General features: G+C 70.8%; 17 protein-coding genes, 3 tRNA genes and 1 pseudogene. 17 read left to right on the forward strand and 4 right to left on the reverse strand.

The genetic code is table 11. The features are described 5' to 3' along the window. The first annotated feature begins 1 nt into the window (after window position 1). The 6 genes from ACZ4D5_RS17290 (at window position 2) to ACZ4D5_RS17315 (ending at window position 6,042) form a co-directional block, all read left to right on the forward strand. Window positions 2–1,594 carry an NADH-quinone oxidoreductase subunit M gene (locus ACZ4D5_RS17290; RefSeq protein WP_467773228.1) on the forward strand — a complete coding sequence of 531 codons (1,593 nt, stop codon included), beginning with the start codon at window positions 2–4 and terminating at the stop codon, window positions 1,592–1,594. Further along, window positions 1,591–3,141: an NADH-quinone oxidoreductase subunit N gene (locus ACZ4D5_RS17295; protein ID WP_467773229.1), complete on the forward strand. Its 1,551-nt coding sequence runs from the start codon at window positions 1,591–1,593 to the stop codon at window positions 3,139–3,141. The genes ACZ4D5_RS17290 and ACZ4D5_RS17295 overlap by 4 nt, the downstream gene beginning before the upstream one ends. Before the next feature lie 160 nt (window positions 3,142–3,301). After that, window positions 3,302–4,165, forward strand: coding sequence for a zinc metalloprotease HtpX (htpX, locus tag ACZ4D5_RS17300; protein WP_467773230.1), 864 nt, complete (start codon window positions 3,302–3,304; stop codon window positions 4,163–4,165). Further along, window positions 4,162–4,557, forward strand: a complete 396-nt coding sequence (locus ACZ4D5_RS17305; protein WP_467773231.1) for a YccF domain-containing protein — start codon at window positions 4,162–4,164, stop codon at window positions 4,555–4,557. Before htpX ends, ACZ4D5_RS17305 begins: the two co-directional genes overlap by 4 nt. 15 nt (window positions 4,558–4,572) lie before the next feature. After that, the gene (locus ACZ4D5_RS17310) at window positions 4,573–5,445 is read left to right on the forward strand and encodes a barstar family protein (RefSeq protein ID WP_467773232.1); all 873 of its coding nucleotides are present in this window, start codon (window positions 4,573–4,575) and stop codon (window positions 5,443–5,445) included. A gap of 60 nt (window positions 5,446–5,505) precedes the next feature. After that, a complete protein-coding gene (locus tag ACZ4D5_RS17315) occupies window positions 5,506–6,042 on the forward strand; it encodes an SMI1/KNR4 family protein (protein WP_467773233.1) in 537 nt (178 codons plus the stop codon). 28 nt (window positions 6,043–6,070) lie between these two features. Here ACZ4D5_RS17315 and ACZ4D5_RS17320 read toward each other — a convergent pair whose 3' ends face one another. Then, entirely contained in the window at window positions 6,071–7,303 is a 1,233-nt protein-coding gene (locus ACZ4D5_RS17320) for an APC family permease (protein WP_467773234.1), read from the reverse strand. A gap of 103 nt (window positions 7,304–7,406) precedes the next feature. Here ACZ4D5_RS17320 and ACZ4D5_RS17325 point away from each other — a divergent pair, with 103 nt between their 5' ends. Then, window positions 7,407–7,673 carry a GlsB/YeaQ/YmgE family stress response membrane protein gene (locus ACZ4D5_RS17325; protein ID WP_467773235.1) on the forward strand — a complete coding sequence of 89 codons (267 nt, stop codon included), beginning with the start codon at window positions 7,407–7,409 and terminating at the stop codon, window positions 7,671–7,673. Between the two features lie 121 nt (window positions 7,674–7,794). Here ACZ4D5_RS17325 and ACZ4D5_RS17330 read toward each other — a convergent pair whose 3' ends face one another. Continuing rightward, window positions 7,795–8,283 carry a YajQ family cyclic di-GMP-binding protein gene (locus ACZ4D5_RS17330; protein WP_223776178.1) on the reverse strand — a complete coding sequence of 163 codons (489 nt, stop codon included), beginning with the start codon at window positions 8,281–8,283 and terminating at the stop codon, window positions 7,795–7,797. Between the two features lie 196 nt (window positions 8,284–8,479). On the opposite strand from ACZ4D5_RS17330, the gene ACZ4D5_RS17335 reads away from it, so the two are divergent. Together ACZ4D5_RS17335 and ACZ4D5_RS17340 are read left to right on the forward strand one after the other, a co-directional pair. Further along, a tRNA-Tyr gene (locus ACZ4D5_RS17335) sits at window positions 8,480–8,561 on the forward strand. 103 nt (window positions 8,562–8,664) lie between these two features. After that, on the forward strand, window positions 8,665–8,877 hold the full coding sequence (locus tag ACZ4D5_RS17340; RefSeq protein WP_362332675.1) for a hypothetical protein: 213 nt from the start codon (window positions 8,665–8,667) through the stop codon (window positions 8,875–8,877). Window positions 8,878–8,949: 72 nt separating this feature from the next. Here ACZ4D5_RS17340 and ACZ4D5_RS17345 read toward each other — a convergent pair whose 3' ends face one another. Then, window positions 8,950–9,606 carry an NAD(P)H-binding protein gene (locus tag ACZ4D5_RS17345; RefSeq protein WP_467773236.1) on the reverse strand — a complete coding sequence of 219 codons (657 nt, stop codon included), beginning with the start codon at window positions 9,604–9,606 and terminating at the stop codon, window positions 8,950–8,952. Between the two features lie 207 nt (window positions 9,607–9,813). After that, complete coding sequence (locus ACZ4D5_RS17350) at window positions 9,814–11,106, reverse strand: amidohydrolase family protein (RefSeq protein WP_467773237.1); 1,293 nt, start codon at window positions 11,104–11,106, stop codon at window positions 9,814–9,816. Window positions 11,107–11,349: 243 nt separating this feature from the next. On the opposite strand from ACZ4D5_RS17350, the gene ACZ4D5_RS17355 reads away from it, so the two are divergent. From ACZ4D5_RS17355 to ACZ4D5_RS17390, 8 genes and pseudogenes are all read left to right on the forward strand, one after another. Continuing rightward, window positions 11,350–11,422, forward strand: a tRNA-Thr gene (locus ACZ4D5_RS17355). 47 nt (window positions 11,423–11,469) lie between these two features. Further along, window positions 11,470–11,542, forward strand: a tRNA-Met gene (locus ACZ4D5_RS17360). A gap of 88 nt (window positions 11,543–11,630) precedes the next feature. Continuing rightward, entirely contained in the window at window positions 11,631–11,795 is a 165-nt protein-coding gene (rpmG, locus tag ACZ4D5_RS17365) for a 50S ribosomal protein L33 (RefSeq protein ID WP_004571794.1), read from the forward strand. 85 nt (window positions 11,796–11,880) lie between these two features. After that, entirely contained in the window at window positions 11,881–12,345 is a 465-nt protein-coding gene (locus ACZ4D5_RS17370) for an FAS1-like dehydratase domain-containing protein (protein ID WP_467773238.1), read from the forward strand. Window positions 12,346–12,349: 4 nt separating this feature from the next. Beyond that, window positions 12,350–12,778, forward strand: coding sequence for a MaoC family dehydratase (locus ACZ4D5_RS17375; RefSeq protein ID WP_467773239.1), 429 nt, complete (start codon window positions 12,350–12,352; stop codon window positions 12,776–12,778). Window positions 12,779–12,930: 152 nt separating this feature from the next. Then, entirely contained in the window at window positions 12,931–13,488 is a 558-nt protein-coding gene (locus ACZ4D5_RS17380) for a TetR/AcrR family transcriptional regulator (protein ID WP_467773240.1), read from the forward strand. Window positions 13,489–13,639: 151 nt separating this feature from the next. Beyond that, on the forward strand, window positions 13,640–15,076 hold the full coding sequence (locus ACZ4D5_RS17385; RefSeq protein ID WP_467773241.1) for a DHA2 family efflux MFS transporter permease subunit: 1,437 nt from the start codon (window positions 13,640–13,642) through the stop codon (window positions 15,074–15,076). 42 nt (window positions 15,077–15,118) lie between these two features. Beyond that, window positions 15,119–16,192, forward strand: a pseudogene (locus ACZ4D5_RS17390) (UDP-N-acetylmuramate dehydrogenase); the annotation flags it as partial. Window positions 16,193–16,254: the final 62 nt, after the last annotated feature.

Here is a 16,254-nt window from a genome sequence, read left to right on the forward strand (position 1 = left end):
CGTGATCGGTATCAGTGAGTCCGTGATGCAGTTTCTTCTGGCGTTGATCGTCGTCGGCCCGCTCATCGGCGCCGTGGCGGCTCTCCTCCCGGCCCCGCCCGGACTGAAGGGGAAGTCACCCGACCAGGCCGTGCTCCGCCACGGTGTGACCGTGACCGGCGCGATCCTCATCGCCGCGATCGTCCTCGCGCTCGGCTTCGACCACGACCAGCCCTCGACGATGCAGGCCACGACCGATATCAGCTGGATCCCCGCACTCGACGTGCGCATCCATCTCGGCATCGACGGCATCTCGCTCCCCCTTCTGGTCCTGACCGCGCTGCTGACCTTCCTCTGCGCGCTGTACTCGTACTTCAAAATGCCGTCGGGCCCGTCCCCCAAGGCATTCGTGGCACTGATCCTCGTGCTCGAGTCCGGCACCCTCGCGACCTTCGCCGTCCTCGATCTGCTGCTGTTCTTCCTGGCGTTCGAGATGGTGCTCATCCCGATGTACTTCCTCATCGCCCGCTGGGGCGGTGAGCAACGCACGCAGGCGGCCTGGAAGTTCATCCTCTACACGCTGCTCGGCTCCGTCGTGATGCTGCTCGGCCTCCTCCTCATCGGGCTCAGGTCCGGCACATTCGACATGGTGGCACTCGCCACTGACAACGGCCGGGGTCTGACCACGTCCGTGCAGGTCATCGCCGTTCTGGCGATCGGGATCGGGCTCGCGGTCAAGACGCCGATGTGGCCGCTGCACAGCTGGCTGCCGGACGCCCACACCGCCGCGCCCACCGTCGGCTCGGTCCTGCTGGCCGGCGTCCTGCTGAAGATGGGTACGTACGGGTTCGTCCGGATCATCCTCCCCATCGCACCCGACGGAATGCGGGAGTTCGCGCCGTACCTCGCGGCCTTCGCGGTCGTCGGGATCATCTACGGATCCCTGGCCTGCCTCGCGCTCGCCAAGCAGGGAGCGAAGGGCGACCTCAAGCGCCTCATCGCGTACTCGTCCGTCGGTCACATGGGCTTCGTGCTGCTCGGCATCGCGACGATGAGCCCGACCGGCGTGAACGGCGCGCTGTTCGCCAACATCGCCCACGGCCTCATCACGGGTCTGCTCTTCTTCCTCGTCGGCGCGCTCAAGGACCGCACCGGCACGACCGACCTCGACTCCCTCGCGCAGGAGTCCGGCGCGGCGCTCTACGGCAAGGCGCCCCGCCTCGGCGGCCTCCTCGCCTTCGGCGCCGTCGCCTCGCTCGGTCTGCCGGGCCTCGCCGGGTTCTGGGGCGAAATGCTCGCGCTGTTCGGCGCGTTCAAGCCCGCCGACGACCTGAGCCGCCCCGCCTTCCTCACCTTCATGGCGATCGCGGCCTTCGGCACGCTGCTCACCGCCGCGTACATGCTCATCGTCGTACGCCGTGTCTGCATGGGCCCGACGCCGCGGGTCGCGAGCGACGAGCCCGCGCCCAAGGCCCTCGCCGACGTCCACGGCTACGAGTTCGCGGCCTGGACTCCGCTCGTCGCCCTCACCGTCCTCGCCGGACTCTGGCCCGCGGCCCTCCTCGGCCTGACCGACCCGGCCGTGCAGAAGCTCCTCACTGGAGGCAAGTCGTGACCGTGGCCGCCGAAAGCGCCGCAAGCCTCGTCCAGTCCGTCGACTGGGTCGCGATCGCACCGCCGACCGTCGCGGCGGTCGTCGGCCTCCTCGTGCTCGTCGCCGACCTCTTCGTGGCCGACGGCAAGAAGGCCCTGCTCGGCTGGATCTCCGTGGCGGGCCTGGCCGCGGCCGCGCTCACCCTGCTGCCCCTCCTGGACGAGGACCGCTCGACGTTCTGCCTGACCGGCGGCGGCACGCAGGCGTGCAGCTATACCGCCGACCGCTTCACCCTGGTCATCCAACTCCTCGTCCTCGGCGGCGCCCTGCTCGCCGCCCTGCTCTCCATGAGCACCCTCAAGGACGCCAAGGGATCCAAGGGCGAACTCCCCGAAGGGGAGTTCTGGTTCCTGCTGCTCTCCTCCGCGGCGGGCGCCGCCCTGCTGCCCGCCTCGCGCGACCTCGCGACGCTCATCGTCGCCCTGGAGGTCGCCTCCCTGCCGGCCTTCGCCCTCGTCGGCCTCAGGCACGGCGACAAGCGCTCCTCCGAAGCGTCCCTGAAGTTCTTCCTGTCCTCGGTCACCGCGACCGCGGTGAGCCTCATGGGCGTCAGCTTCGTGTACGCGGCGACCGGCACCCTGCACCTCACGGAGATCGCCACCAAGCTCCAAGACCCCCAGAACATCGACGGCCAGCTGCACACGCTCGCCCAGACCGGCGTCGCCCTGACCCTGGTCGGCTTCGCCTTCAAGGTGGCGGCCGTCCCCTTCCACTTCTGGGTGCCCGACACCTACGTGGGCGCGCCCCTTCCGGTCGCCGCCTACCTTTCCGTCGTCGGCAAGGCCGTCGGCTTCACCGGGCTCATCCTCGTCACCGTCGTCGCCTTCCCCTCGTACGCGGACGTCTGGGGCCCGGCACTCGCCGTCCTCGCCGCGCTCACCATGACCGCGGGCAACGTCGCCGCACTGCGGCAGCAGGCCACGCGCGCGTACAGCGCGGTGCGCCTCCTGGCCTGGTCCTCGGTCGGGCAGGCGGGCTACCTCCTGGTGCCGATCGCCGCCGCCGGATACGCCGACGACGCCGCAGGTGCCGAGAAGGCCGTCGGCTCCACCGTCGCGTACGCCCTGATGTACGCGGCCGTGAACCTCGGAGCCTTCGCCGTGGCGGCCCTCGTCGGCCGCGCACAGCGCCTGAACCGCGTCAGCGACTACCGCGGCCTGTACGCGCGCAGCCCCCTGGCCGCCCTGGTCCTGGCTTTCTTCCTGCTCTGCCTCGCCGGTCTGCCGCCCGGCATCATCGGCCTCTTCGCGAAGGTCACGGTCTTCTCGGCCGCGGTCGACGCGGGCCTGGGCTGGCTCGCCGTGGTGATGGCCGTGAACGTGGTGATCGCGCTGTTCTACTACCTCCAGTGGACCGCGCTCCTGTTCCGCGCCCCCGAGGGAGAGCCCGTCAAGCACCGCGTCCCGGCCCCGCTCACCGCGGCCATCGCGCTGACGGCGGTCCTCGGCATCGCCCTCTCCGGAGCGCCCCAGCTCGTCCTGAGGTTCTCGGCCACCGGCCTGTTCTGACGCGGCCCGCGGGCCGTCACTCGCGCGGCCTACACCGCTCCTGCGTGCACAAGGGAACTAGTGCTCCCCGCCTGGCGTTGACCAGTACGGGAGGGTCCACTGAACAGTGGAAGCACCAGTCAGCAGAGGGTTCCCCCACGCACCACCAGGAGGGCGTACCGTGCACCGCCGGCACAACGGTTTGAAGACTGCCGTACTCCTCGGGGGACTGTCCGCGCTCATCCTCGTGATCGGCAGTTTCTTCGGGCGTACGGGCCTGGTCGTCGCGCTCTTCGTGGCGATCGGCACCAATGCGTACGCGTACTGGAACAGCGACAAGCTGGCCCTGCGCGCCATGCGTGCCCGCCCTGTGAGCGAATTCGAGGCCCCCGAGCTCTACCGCATGGTCCGCGAGCTCTCCACCCAGGCCCGCCAGCCCATGCCCCGTCTGTACATCTCACCGACCGAGGCACCGAACGCGTTCGCCACGGGCCGCAATCCGCGCAACGCGGCCGTGTGCTGCACGGACGGCATCCTGCGGATCCTCGACGAGCGCGAGCTGCGCGGCGTCATCGGCCACGAGCTCAGCCACGTCTACAACCGCGACATCCTGATCTCCTCGGTGGCGGGTGCCCTCGCCTCCGTGATCATGTTCCTGGTCAACTTCGCCTGGCTGATCCCGGTCGGCCGGTCGAACGACAACGACGGCCCCGGCATCTTCGGGATGCTCCTGATCATGCTGCTCGGCCCGCTGGCGGCCTCCATCATCCAGCTCGCCATCAGCCGCTCCAGGGAGTACGAGGCCGACGCGTCCGGTGCGCAGCTCACCGGTGACCCGCTCGCCCTCGCGAGCGCCCTGCGTAAACTCGACGCAGGGACAAAGCAGTTGCCGCTCCCGCCCGAGCCCCGTCTCGAGACGGCGAGTCACATGATGATCGCGAACCCCTTCCGCCCGGGGCAGGGCATGTCCAAGATGTTCTCCACGCATCCGCCGATGGCGGAGCGCATCGCCCGACTCGAGCAGATGGCAGGTCGCCAGCAGTGAAGACAATCCTCAACGTCATATGGCTCGTCCTCTGCGGATTCTGGATGTTCCTGGGCTACCTCCTCGCGGGCGTGCTGCTCTGCATCACGATCATCGGCATCCCGTTCGGCCTGGCCAGCTTCCGCATCGGCCGCTATGCCCTGTGGCCCTTCGGCTACACGACGGTGGAGCGCCGCGACGCGGGCGCGCCCTCCTGCGTGGGCAACGTCCTGTGGCTGGTCCTCGCGGGCTGGTGGCTCGCGATCGGCCACATCGTCACGGGCTTCCTCCTGTGTGTCACGATCATCGGCATCCCGCTGGGGGTCGCCAACTTCAAGCTGATCCCGGTCTCCTTGCTGCCCCTGGGCCGCGAGATCGTCCGCACGGACCAGCCGTTCGCCGCGCGCTACTAGAGCGGGCGCACTCCGGTGCAGCCGCCGAGGTACGCCCTCGCGGCGTACGACCCCGACGCGTCCCCGTACGACGAGATCTGGGCCCTGTGCGCGGACGCGGAGCACCTCTTCGCCGACCAACCGCCCGGCGCGGCAAGCACCCTTGAGGGGCGTGACGGCGCGCCGGAGGAGCTCGCGGAGCCTCCCGTGCGTCTGCTCGGCTGCTCGCCCCGCGGGGCCCTGAAGGACGCGCTGGCGGCCGGCAAGGGAGACCTCGGGCACGGCAGGGTCCTGCGCCTCGGCCGGCGGGGCCAGACGCTGCAGCACGCCGTGGAGGGCGAGGTCGTCGCCTGGATCCCGTCCGCGCGCGGGCGCGGCCTCGTCGACCTGGCACTCGACCCGTGGACGGTACGGCCGCCGCGCGCCGCCGGAGAGGTCTGGGACGTCTGGTGGCGCGGCCGCCCCACCGAACCCAACCTCTGGGCGCGCCACGGCACGGAAGGCCGGGCCCACTGGCTGGCCGTCGCCCAGGAGACGTCGAGCCGACACGGACCGATCTCCGAACCGACCTCCGGACCGATCTCCGGACCGAACCCCGTGCCGGACACCGGACAGGGAGCCACGTACCACCTGGACGGCCGCCACATCACCGACGAACCCGCCTTCTACTGCGCGCTCGGCGAGGCGATGAACGGTCCAGGAGGGTACTTCGGGCGGAACGTGGGCACCCTCTCCCGCTGCCTGAGCGAAGGCCCTGGCGCACGGCCGCCCTTCACCCTCGTCTGGCACGACGCACACACCGCACGGACCTGTCTCGGCGTCACGCCCCGCACGGACCACCGCCCGCCGTCCTTCGAGGAACTGGTCGACTTCCTCGTACTGATGGACGTCGAGGTCGTCCTGGCCTGACGGGCGAGCGGGCGGGGGAGGGCGCGGGGGATTGTCAGTGCCGTGGTCCACCATGAACTCATGACCGAGACCGAGCAGTTGCTGGCCCGCGTGGCCGCCGAGGCGCGCGCCACCCGCCCCTGGGGCTGGGACTCCCTGCCCGCCCCCGCGGACGAGGACACCCTGGCCCGGGCCGAGGCCGCCCTGGGCTTCCGCCTGCCGCCGCTGCTCGCCGCGCTCTACACCCGCATAGGAGACGGCGGATTCGGCCCGGAGTACGGCTTGTTGCCCCTGCTCGAAGGCAAGTCGTCCGGAGGCGAGCCGGCCGTCGTCGAGAAGTACCTCGCGATGCGCGGCTCCGACTGGGGCTGGCCCGAAGGCGTGCTGCCGATCTCCCACTGGGGCTGCGCCATGTACGCGTGCGTGGACTGCCGCGCCGACACGGCCCAGGTCCTGCTCTTCGAGCCCAACGGCGGCGACCCGCGCCGCGCCTGGTTCGTCGACTCCCCGTCCCTCACGGCCTGGCTCACGTCGTGGCTCGACGGCACGGGGTGGTACGAGGAGGACAACGACGGCGTGGACCTGCCGACGTGGCAGGACGACCGCACGCACGCGTGAGCACGCTCCGGAGGCCTCGCCGAAGCCGTCAGCGCCGCCTCCGCACCCCGTACGCCGCGGCCCCCACCGCCAGCACCAGCGCACCGGCCAGCACCGAGGACACCGGCAAGGAGAACGCCAGCGTCACGCACCCGACACCGCCCACCAACGGCAGGGCGCGCGCGAAGGGCGACGAACTCAGCGTCCACGCAGAGGCGTTGGCGACCGCGTAGTACACGAGCACCCCGAAGGAGGAGAAGCCGATCGCCCCACGCACGTCCACCGTCGCCGCCGCCACCGCGACCACGGCTCCGACGGCGACCTCTGCCCGATGCGGCACCCGGAAGCGCGGATGCACGGCCGCGAGGACCCCCGGCAGATGCCCGTCCCGCGCCATGGCCAGCGTGGTCCGGGAGACACCCAGGATCAGCGCGAGCAGCGAGCCCAGCGCCGCCACCGCCGCGCCCACCCGCACCACCGGCACGAGCTCCGGAGCCCCCGCCGCGCGCACCGCGTCGGCCAGCGGAGCCGTCGCCCCGGCGAGCCCATCGGCCCCCAGCACGGACAGCGCGGCCACCGCGACGGCCACGTACACGCACAGCGCGATGCCCAACGCCAGCGGGACCGCCCGCGGAATCGTGCGCGCCGGATCCCGCACCTCCTCGCCCAGCGTCGCGATCCGCGCGTACCCGGCGAAGGCGAAGAACAGCAGCCCGGCGGCCTGCAGCACCCCACCGACGCCGCCCGAGAGCCCCACGTCCAGACGCCCGGCGTCGGACGCCCCCGACCCGAGACAGACGGTCACGACCGCCGCCAGCACGGCAAGGACCACCGCCACGATCCCGCGCGTCAGCCACGCCGACTTCTGAACACCCAGGTAATTCACGGCAGTCAGCAGCACCACGGCCCCGACCGCCACCGCGTGCGCCTGCCCCGGCCAGACGTACGCCCCGACGGTCAGTCCCATCGCGGCGCACGAGGCGGTCTTGCCGACGACGAACGCCCAGCCCGCCAGATACCCCCAGAACTCCCCGAGCCGCTCCCGCCCGTAGACATAGGTGCCGCCCGAGGCCGGATACCGCGCCGCGAGCCGCGCCGAAGCCGTCGCGTTGCAGTACGCGACCACGCCGGCGACCGCGAGGCCGATCAGCAGCCCCGAGCCCCCGGCCCGCGCCGCGGGACCGAGCGCCGCGAAGATCCCCGCCCCCACCATCGCCCCGAGGCCGATCATCACCGCATCGAAGACCCCGAGCGTCCGCCGGAGTTCCACACGTTGTGTCATACGCCGCACCTTACGGATCACCGCAACCGCGTCACTCCGTAGAGACGTCCTCCAGGACAACAGCGCACAAAAGCTCACCGCGCGAGAAAGGCCGGGTCACCGTATGGGCATCATCAGCTGGATCGTTCTGGGGCTGCTGGCCGGAGCCGTCGCCAAACTGCTGCTGCCCGGCCGTGACCCGGGCGGCTTCATCGGTACGACCGTCATCGGTATCGCGGGCGCCTTCATCGGCGGCTGGATATCCGCCCGCTACCTCGACCGCCCGATCGCCGACGACTTCTACGACGGAGCCACCTGGGCCGCCGCCATCGGCGGCTCCCTCGTCCTGCTGGTCGCCTACCGCATCCTCTTCGGCCACTCGCGCCGCTGAGGCGCCGCTCCCCCGAACTGCGGCCAGCAGCAAGGGCGGGCACCCCGAGTGGGGTGCCCGCCCTTCGTCGTCGTACGCCTGCGAACGGCCGGTCGGCACCGGGCCGCAGGCCGACCGGGACTTACCGGTAGTTCACGAACTGCAGCGCGAAGTCGAAGTCCTGCCCCTTGAGCAGTGCCTGTACGGCCTGCAGGTCGTCCCGGCTCTTCGAGCTGACCCGCAGCTCGTCGCCCTGGACCTGCGCCTTGACGCCCTTGGGGCCCTCATCGCGGATGATCTTCGCGACCTTCTTCGCGTTCTCCTGGGAGATGCCCTCCTCGATCGAGGCGAAGATCTTGTACTCCTTGCCGGACAGCTGCGGCTCGCCCGCGTCCAGCGCCTTCAGCGAGATGCCGCGCTTGACCAGCTTGGACTGGAAGACATCGAGGATCGCCTTGACCCGCTCCTCGCCGCTCGCCTCCATCAGGATCTTCTCGCCGGACCACGAGATCGAGGCACCCGTGCCCTTGAAGTCGTAGCGCTGCGAGATCTCCTTGGCGGCCTGGTTGAGGGCGTTGTCGACCTCCTGCCGCTCGACCTTCGAGACGATGTCGAAACTGGAGTCGGCCATGTCCTGTGGCTCCTTGTATCGGGGTATGCGTACTCAGCGGATACACGGCCGACTGACGCTGGCCGCATCCGCAAAGCCTAGCCACCGGCCCCGCGCGGGGTGCCGATCAATCGGGTGGCGAAGCACCCCTGTGCATCAGGTATCGTTTACGTCGTTGCCACGGAGCGCCGCGAAAGCGGGGCCAGGCAGCAAACCCGGCGGTGTGCCCGAGCGGCCAAAGGGAGCAGACTGTAAATCTGCCGGCTCAGCCTTCCCAGGTTCGAATCCTGGCGCCGCCACACGAAGGAGACCCTCTCCGACTTGCGGAAACGCAAGACGGGGAGGGTCTTTTCGTATGTGTTCTCGTATGTGTTCGCGGGTCACTGGGCACAAAATGGGCCCATGTCCACGCGTCGCAGAAACTGCCCGGAGTGCCGCCGCGAGATCGCCGTCGTCGGCGGACGGTTCGCCCGCCACGACCCACCGGGCCCGCGCGGCACCGGCGACCTGATCTCCTGCCCCGGCTCCCGCAGGCAGGCCCAGCTGGGCGCCGCACAGCCCGCTCTGGACGGCTACGTGGTCCCGGAGTGCCCCGGACAGCTCCCGCTGTTCTGAGCGGCCCTCAGCGGCGGCCTTCAGCCGCGGCTCTCCGCACCGCGGCCCACCCCGTGGCCCGATCCGCGGATCTCAGTTGCCCGCAACCGACTTGACCGCCACCGACACCGGCACGGACCCGCTGACCAGCTCCAGCGTCAGACCGGCCGTCGCCGACGTCTCCAGGAGTTCAGCGAGCACCGCGGCGACGTCGTCCCGCGGGATCGGCCCGCGCCCGGTCGACGCCTCCAGACGCACGAGACCGGTGCCCGCGTCGTCCGTCAGCATCCCGGGGCGCAGGATCGTCCAGTCCAGGGCGGCACGCGCGCGTACGTCCGCGTCCGCCTCGCCCTTGGCCCGCAGATACGCGTCGAAGATCTCGTCGCCCTGGTGCCCCGGATCGGCGCCCATCGACGACACGACGACATAGCGCCGCACCCCGGCCCGCTCCGCCGCGTCCGCGAAGAGCACGGCCGCGCCGCGGTCCACGGTGTTCTTGCGTTCGGCGCCGCTGCCCGGTCCCGCGCCCGCCGCGAAGACGGCCGCGTCGGCGCCGCGCAGATGCCCGGCGACCTCGTCGACCGACGCGGACTCCAGGTCGCACAGCACCGGTTCGGCACCGGCCGCGCGCAGATCGTCCGCCTGCCCGGCGTTGCGGATCAGCCCGGCGACTTCGTCACCGCGCGCGGCGAGCAGACGCTCCAGCCGCAGCGCGATCTGACCATGACCCCCAGCGATGACAATGCGCATACTCCCGACCGTACGGCAGTGCGGACGCGAGCGCTCCACGCGCGCGTGGAGGCCCGGATTCAGGCAGCGGAGCCGGAGCCGGGCAGCGGGTTGAGATCAGTCAGGGGGACTGAATCGGTGACGGGGCACGCGCGCGTACTCCGGCGAAGACACCGGCCCCGCCACAGCCTGCCCGACCCCCCGCCTCCCGCCGCCGTCCTCAGGAGCTCAGGACGACGCCTCGTCGTCCTTCGAGCGCCCCGGAGCAGCCCCCGTCGACCGCCCCTGCCGCGGCAGGTCCAGTGCCACCGCCGCGGCGGAGTCGCAGTACTCGCGCACCGCGCTGGTCCGCGCCACAACGCGCCCCCGATGCACCACGATCCGGCTGTACGCCAGCGACAGCGCCCCCGCGAGCCGGTCGCCGCGCACCGCGAGGAGTTCCGCGGGGAAGCCCGCCTCGACCCGCACCTCGGGCAGCCCCATGGCCGCCCGCGCCGCCCCGCTCACCGCGCCGTAGGCGTCCTCGGGCCGCAGCCCACACCGCGAGGCCAGCAGGTACGCGGCCTCCAGCGGATCCCCGCGCCCCACCGGGTTCGACACGTCCCGCATGGCACCGCTGCCCGCGGCGACCCGCACCCCCGCCGCCCGCAACAACCGCACGGGGGCCACCCCGCGCCGCTCCGCGCTCCCGCACCCGCCCTGCGGCAGACAGACCACCGTCACGCCCGCCGCCGCGAGCTGGTCGACGGTGCGCGAGGCCACGTCCCTGGGCAGCCGCCCGAGGCCGCCGCACGGCCCGATCGTCACGCCGGCCCGCAGGCCGCCCGCCATCGCCGCGAGCCGCCCGAGCCGCGCCGGATCGTCACCGTCCGTGTGCAGGTCGACGGGGCAGCCGTGCTCCGCGGCGAGCTCCAGGACCGCCTCCGCGTACCCCGTCGGATCGGGGTCCAGATCGGGGCAACCGCCCACTACGGAGGCGCCCATTTTCACCGCGTCCCGCAGCATCGCGAGGCCGTCGGCACCCGCGACGCCGGTCAGCAGCCGCGGCACGGCGACCGCCGTCAGGTCGACCAGGCCCCGCAGCGAACGCCGCGCCTGCAGCACCGCCTCCATCGGGCCGAGCCCCTGGACGTCGCCGATCCGCACGTGCGAGCGCAGCGCCGTGGCGCCGTGCCCGAGCTGCAGCAGAGCCGCCTCCGTGGCCCTGCGCTGCACGTCGGGGACGTCGTACGAGACGGGGCCCGCCGCGTCCGCCGAGAGCGCCGTGTCGCCGTGCGCGTGCGGCTCCGCGGCCGCCGGCAGGAGGAGGTAGCCGCCGAGGTCCACGCGCGCGGCGTGGGCGCTCAGGCTGCCGGCCGTGCCGACCGCCTCGATGCGCCCGCCGCCGAGCCGGACGTCCACGGTGCGGCCGTCGGTGAGCCGCGCGCCGCAGAGGAGCACGGCCCCGGAGCCCGCGGAGTCGGAACCCGAGGGGTCGGAGGAGCCGGAGGAGTGGGGCTGCTGCGGGTGGCTGTCGGGCATCGCGCTCCTGGGGCTCGGCGGCGGCTGCGGTCGCTCGTGGCGTCAAGATCACGCAGCGTGAGTCGAGCCTAGGACGGTGAAAGGCCCGCTTCGAGGAGGAGCGCAATAGTCGTACCGGTGTGGTGCGAGCGCACGGATGGGGCGTTCACAGACCTCTGAGGCGGGCTTCGCGATGCCCCGGGACGGGCCCGGCGAAACGGATTTGGGCGATCGGCGACCAACCGTGTAATGTCTTCATCGCTCGCCCCAATAGCTCAGTCGGTAGAGCGTCTCCATGGTAAGGAGAAGGTCTGCGGTTCGATTCCGCATTGGGGCTCTGATGTCGAGTGATCCTCGCCTTCGGGCGGGGAGATCCGGCATCGCAGCGGTGTAGCTCAGTCGGTAGAGCAAGCGGCTCATAATCGCTGTGTCACCGGTTCAAGTCCGGTCACCGCTACTCCTGGTAGCCGATTGTGGGGTCGGTCCTTCGATCGGCTACTCTTTTTTGCGTTCATCCGTCCATCCGTCCGTCAAGGAGCACTCACGTGGCTGCCACCGACGTCCGCCCGAAGATCACGCTGGCCTGCGTGGAGTGCAAGGAGCGGAACTACATCACCAAGAAGAACCGGCGTAACGACCCGGACCGTCTTGAGATGAAGAAGCACTGCCCGCGCTGCAACGCGCACACTGCGCACCGCGAAACGCGCTAAACACAGGCTCGTACACGAGGCCGTCCCCGTTTGTTGGGGGCGGCCTCGTGTCGTTTACAAACCAACCGCAGGAGGTGCCGAGTCCATGGCGCTCGACCAGTCCTTCGTGGGACGTTCCTATCCCCCCACTGACCCTTATGAGGTCGGCAGGGAGAAGATCCGCGAGTTCGCCGAGGCGGTGGGGGACGCCAATCCCGCGTACGTCGACACGGAGGCGGCCAAGGCGCTCGGTCACTCCGATGTGATCGCCCCGCCGACTTTTGTGTTCGCGATCACTTTCAAGGCCGCGGGACAGGTCATCGAGGACCCGCAGCTCGGCCTGGACTACAGCCGCGTCGTGCACGGCGACCAGAAGTTCGCCTACACCCGCCCCGTGCGCGCGGGCGACCGGCTCACGGTCACCTCGACCATCGAGTCGATCAAGTCGCTCGCGGGCAACGACGTCCTGGACATCCGCGGCGAGGTCCACGACGAGGCCGGCGAGCACGTCGTGACGGCCTGGACCAAGCTCGTCGCGCGTGCGGCGGAGCCTGCGGCAGAGGAAGTGTGAGGCGATGACGGCGAAGATTGCGTACGAGGACGTCGAGGTCGGCACCGAGCTGCCCGCCCAGAGCTTTCCTGTGACGCGTGCCACGTTGGTGCGGTACGCGGGTGCCTCGGGTGACTTCAACCCGATCCACTGGAACGAGAAGTTCGCGGTCGAGGTCGGCCTTCCCGACGTCATCGCGCACGGCATGTTCACCATGGCCGAGGCGATCCGCGTCGTGACCGACTGGGTGGGTGACCCGGGCACGGTCGTCGAGTACGGCGTGCGCTTCACCAAGCCCGTCGTCGTCCCCAACGACGACAAGGGCGCCACCATCGAGGTCAGCGCCAAGGTCGCGGCCAAGCTGGACGGCAACCGCGTACGGGTGGACCTCCTCGCCAGGAGCGCGGAGCAGAAGGTGCTCGGCATGTCGCGAGCGGTCGTGCAGCTGGCCTGACGGTTGGCGGGCACGTAAACGCGAGTACGTAGACGCAGGTAAGGGGCGTCCTCCATTGCGGGGCGCCCCTTACGCATGGGCGAGGGGTGACTGTCCGGTGGGCGGCCGTCCAGCCTCTTGACTACTTAGTGATTGGACACTAACTTTCTCGCATGGTCAGGATGAGCGCAGAGGAGCGGCGCGAGAGCGTCATCCGCGCGGCGATGGTCGAGTTCGCCCGCGCCGGCTACAAGGGCACCTCCACCGAGGCGATCGCCAAGCGTGTGGGTGTCTCGCAGCCGTATCTCTTCCGGCTCTTCCCGGGCAAGCAGGCCATCTTCCTGGCCGCGGCCGAGCGCTGCTGCCAGGAGGTCACGGAGGTCTTCAGGGCCGCGTCCGAAGGGCTGGACGCCGAGGAGGCCGTGCATGCCATGGGGCGGGCCTATCAGGCGCTCATCGCCGACGACCCGGACAAGCTGTTCATGCAGATGCAGATCTACGTCGCCGTGACCGCCGCGGAAGCGACCGGCGATCACGAGCTCGGGGCGGCTCTGCGGGCCGCCTGGATGGAGATGTACGACACGGTCTGCCTCGCGCTGGGGGCGGATGTCAACGAGACGACGCAGTTCCTGGCGTACGGGATGTTGGTCAACGTCCTGGTGTCGATGGGGTTCCCGTCCGACCACCGGGTGTGGACCGGCTTCTACGACTCGGCGCAGCCCAAGCCTTGAAGGCCATGTCTTGGAAGCCATGCCCTGAGAGGCAGGCCTGAAGGCTTGGTCCGGGCGGTGAAGTCCGAGCGGCGAGAAGTGTGTGTCACCCAGGGCGCATTTTTGTGCCCATGAAAGTTAGTCATCAATAACTAACCTCAGGGGGAAACAAGTGTCACAGCAGATCGCACGGCGCGGGGGAGCGGTGTGGGCCCTCGTCATCACCAGCGTCGCCGGGTTCATGGCGGCGCTCGACAATCTCGTCGTCACCACCGCGCTGCCCTCCATCCGCGAGGACTTCGGAGGAGCGCTGCACGACCTCGAATGGACGGTGAGCGCCTACACCCTCACCTTCGCCGTGCTGCTGATGTTCGGCGCGGCCCTGGGCGACCGCTTCGGCCGCCGCAAGCTCTTCACCGTGGGCCTCACGGTCTTCACCGGAGCCTCCGCCGCCGCGGCCCTCGCGCCCGGCATCGAGGCGCTGATCGCCGCCCGCGCGGTGCAGGGCGTCGGCGCCGCGATCATGATGCCGCTCACGCTGACCCTCCTCACGGCGGCCGTGCCCGCCGCCAAGCGCGGTATGGCGTACGGCATATGGGGCGCCGTCAACGGCCTGGCGGTCGCCGGCGGCCCGCTGATCGGCGGCAGCCTCACCGAGCACGTCTCCTGGCAGTGGATCTTCTGGTTGAACGTCCCGCTCGGCGTGGCCTTGCTGCCGCTCGCGCGCCTCCGCCTCGCCGAGTCGTACGGCCCCGGGGCGCGCCTCGACATCGCCGGCACCCTGCTCGCCAGCGGCGGGCTCTTCGGAATCGTGTACGCCCTGGTGCGCGGGCCCCTCGACGGCTGGGCCAGTGCCACGGTCCTGGTCAGCCTGGTCGCGGGTGCCGCGCTGCTCGGCGGTTTCATCCACCACGGGATCCACAACAAGGCGCCGATCCTTCCGATGCGCCTCTTCCGTAGTCGTGCGTTCTCCGGGATCAACGCCGCGAGCCTGTTGATGTTCCTCGGGATGTTCGGCTCGATCTTCCTGCTCAGCCAGTACATGCAGGGTGTCCTCGGCTACTCGCCCACCGAGGCCGGACTGCGGATGCTGCCCTGGACCGGGATGCCGATGCTCGTCTCGCCGCTCGCCGGGTACCTCTCCGACCGGCTCGGCGGCCGCCCGGTCGTCGCCGCCGGACTCTTCCTGCAGGCCGTCGGCCTTGCCTGGTACGCCGTCGTGGCGGCGCCCGACGTCTCGTACGCCGCCCAGCTGCCGGCCCTGATCGTCAGCGGTGTCGGGATGTCCCTGTTCTTCGCGCCGGCCTCCAACCTGGTCATGTCCGGCGTCCGGCCGCACGAGCAGGGCATCGCCTCCGGAGCCAACAACGCGCTGCGCGAGGTCGGCGGCGCCCTCGGCATCGCCGTGATGTCCTCGATCTTCACGGCGCAGGGCGGCTATGTCCCCGCGCGGAACTTCGTGGACGGCCTGGTGCCCGCGCTGTGGGTGGGCGCCGCGACGGTGGCCCTCGCGGCGGTGGCGGCGCTGTGCATCCCGTCCCGGCGGTCGACGCCCGGGGCGCCGGAGCAGGCCGCCTCGAAGCCGGAGGACACGCTGGTCGCCGTCTGAGCGACCGCGGGAGAACGGCCCCGCCCTGACCGGTGGGGTCGTTCTCGTACCCTTGAGCACGTGCAGGAACTCCACGATGCTCCCCTCGCCCCGCTGACCACCTTCCGCCTCGGTGGCCCCGCGACCCGTCTGATCACCGCGACGACCGACGCCGAGGTGATCGCCGCCGTCCGCGAGGCCGACGCGTCAGGGACCCCGCTGCTGCTCATCGGCGGTGGCTCGAACCTGGTCATCGGCGACAAGGGCTTCGACGGCACCGCCCTGCGCATCGCCACCCGTGGCTTCGAACTGGACGGCGCGAAGCTGGAGTTGGCGGCCGGCGAGGTCTGGACCGACGCGGTCGCCCGCACCGTCGAGGCCGGCCTCGCGGGCATCGAGTGCCTCGCCGGAATCCCCGGATCCGCGGGCGCGACGCCGATCCAGAACGTGGGGGCGTACGGCCAGGAGGTCTCGTCGACGATCACCGAGGTGATCGCGTACGACCGGAAGACGCACGAGACGGTCGCGATTCCGAACGCCGAGTGCGAGTTCTCGTACCGCCACAGCCGCTTCAAGGCCGATCCCGACCGCTTCGTGGTCCTGCGGGTCCGCTTCGAGCTCGAGGACGCGCAGGGCATGAGCGCCCCTCTCAAGTACCCCGAGACGGCGCGCACGCTCGGTGTCGAGGCGGGCGAGCGGGTCCCGGCCGCGGTCGCCAGGGAGACCGTCCTCAAGCTCCGCGCCGGCAAGGGCATGGTGCTCGACCCCGAGGACCACGACAGCTGGTCCGCCGGGTCCTTCTTCACCAACCCGATCCTCACCGAGGAGGAGTTCGCCGCCTTCCACGCGCGCGTGACGGACCGCCTCGGCCCTGACGTCACCCCGCCCGCCTTCCCGACGGGCGACGGCCACGTGAAGACCTCGGCCGCCTGGCTCATCGACAAGGCGGGCTTCACCAAGGGCTACGGAGAGGGCCGGGCCCGCATCTCCACCAAGCACACCCTCGCCCTCACCAACCGCGGCGGCGCGACCACCGAGGACCTGCTGGCGCTGGCCCGCGAGGTCGTCGCCGGGGTGCGGGACGCCTTCGGGGTCACGCTGGTCAACGAACCGGTGACGGTGGGCGTCAGCCTTTAGGGGGCTCCAAGGGGGCTCCAAGGGGGCTCCAAGGGGGCTCCAAGGGGGCTCCAAGGGGGCTC

The sequence above is a fragment of the Streptomyces sp. NPDC025651 genome (assembly GCF_055558735.1).

Excerpts from the sequence above, each read along its gene's own strand:
- ACZ4D5_RS17315 (WP_467773233.1), top strand. The coding sequence starts at position 5,506 with ATGACCGAGACCGAGCAGTTGCTGGCCCGCGTGGCCGCCGAGGCGCGC.
- ACZ4D5_RS17320 (WP_467773234.1), bottom strand. The coding sequence starts at position 7,303 with ATGACACAACGTGTGGAACTCCGGCGGACGCTCGGGGTCTTCGATGCG.
- ACZ4D5_RS17325 (WP_467773235.1), top strand. The coding sequence starts at position 7,407 with ATGGGCATCATCAGCTGGATCGTTCTGGGGCTGCTGGCCGGAGCCGTC.
- ACZ4D5_RS17330 (WP_223776178.1), bottom strand. The coding sequence starts at position 8,283 with ATGGCCGACTCCAGTTTCGACATCGTCTCGAAGGTCGAGCGGCAGGAG.
- ACZ4D5_RS17340 (WP_362332675.1), top strand. The coding sequence starts at position 8,665 with ATGTCCACGCGTCGCAGAAACTGCCCGGAGTGCCGCCGCGAGATCGCC.
- ACZ4D5_RS17345 (WP_467773236.1), bottom strand. The coding sequence starts at position 9,606 with ATGCGCATTGTCATCGCTGGGGGTCATGGTCAGATCGCGCTGCGGCTG.
- ACZ4D5_RS17350 (WP_467773237.1), bottom strand. The coding sequence starts at position 11,106 with ATGCCCGACAGCCACCCGCAGCAGCCCCACTCCTCCGGCTCCTCCGAC.
- ACZ4D5_RS17370 (WP_467773238.1), top strand. The coding sequence starts at position 11,881 with ATGGCGCTCGACCAGTCCTTCGTGGGACGTTCCTATCCCCCCACTGAC.
- ACZ4D5_RS17375 (WP_467773239.1), top strand. The coding sequence starts at position 12,350 with ATGACGGCGAAGATTGCGTACGAGGACGTCGAGGTCGGCACCGAGCTG.
- ACZ4D5_RS17380 (WP_467773240.1), top strand. The coding sequence starts at position 12,931 with ATGGTCAGGATGAGCGCAGAGGAGCGGCGCGAGAGCGTCATCCGCGCG.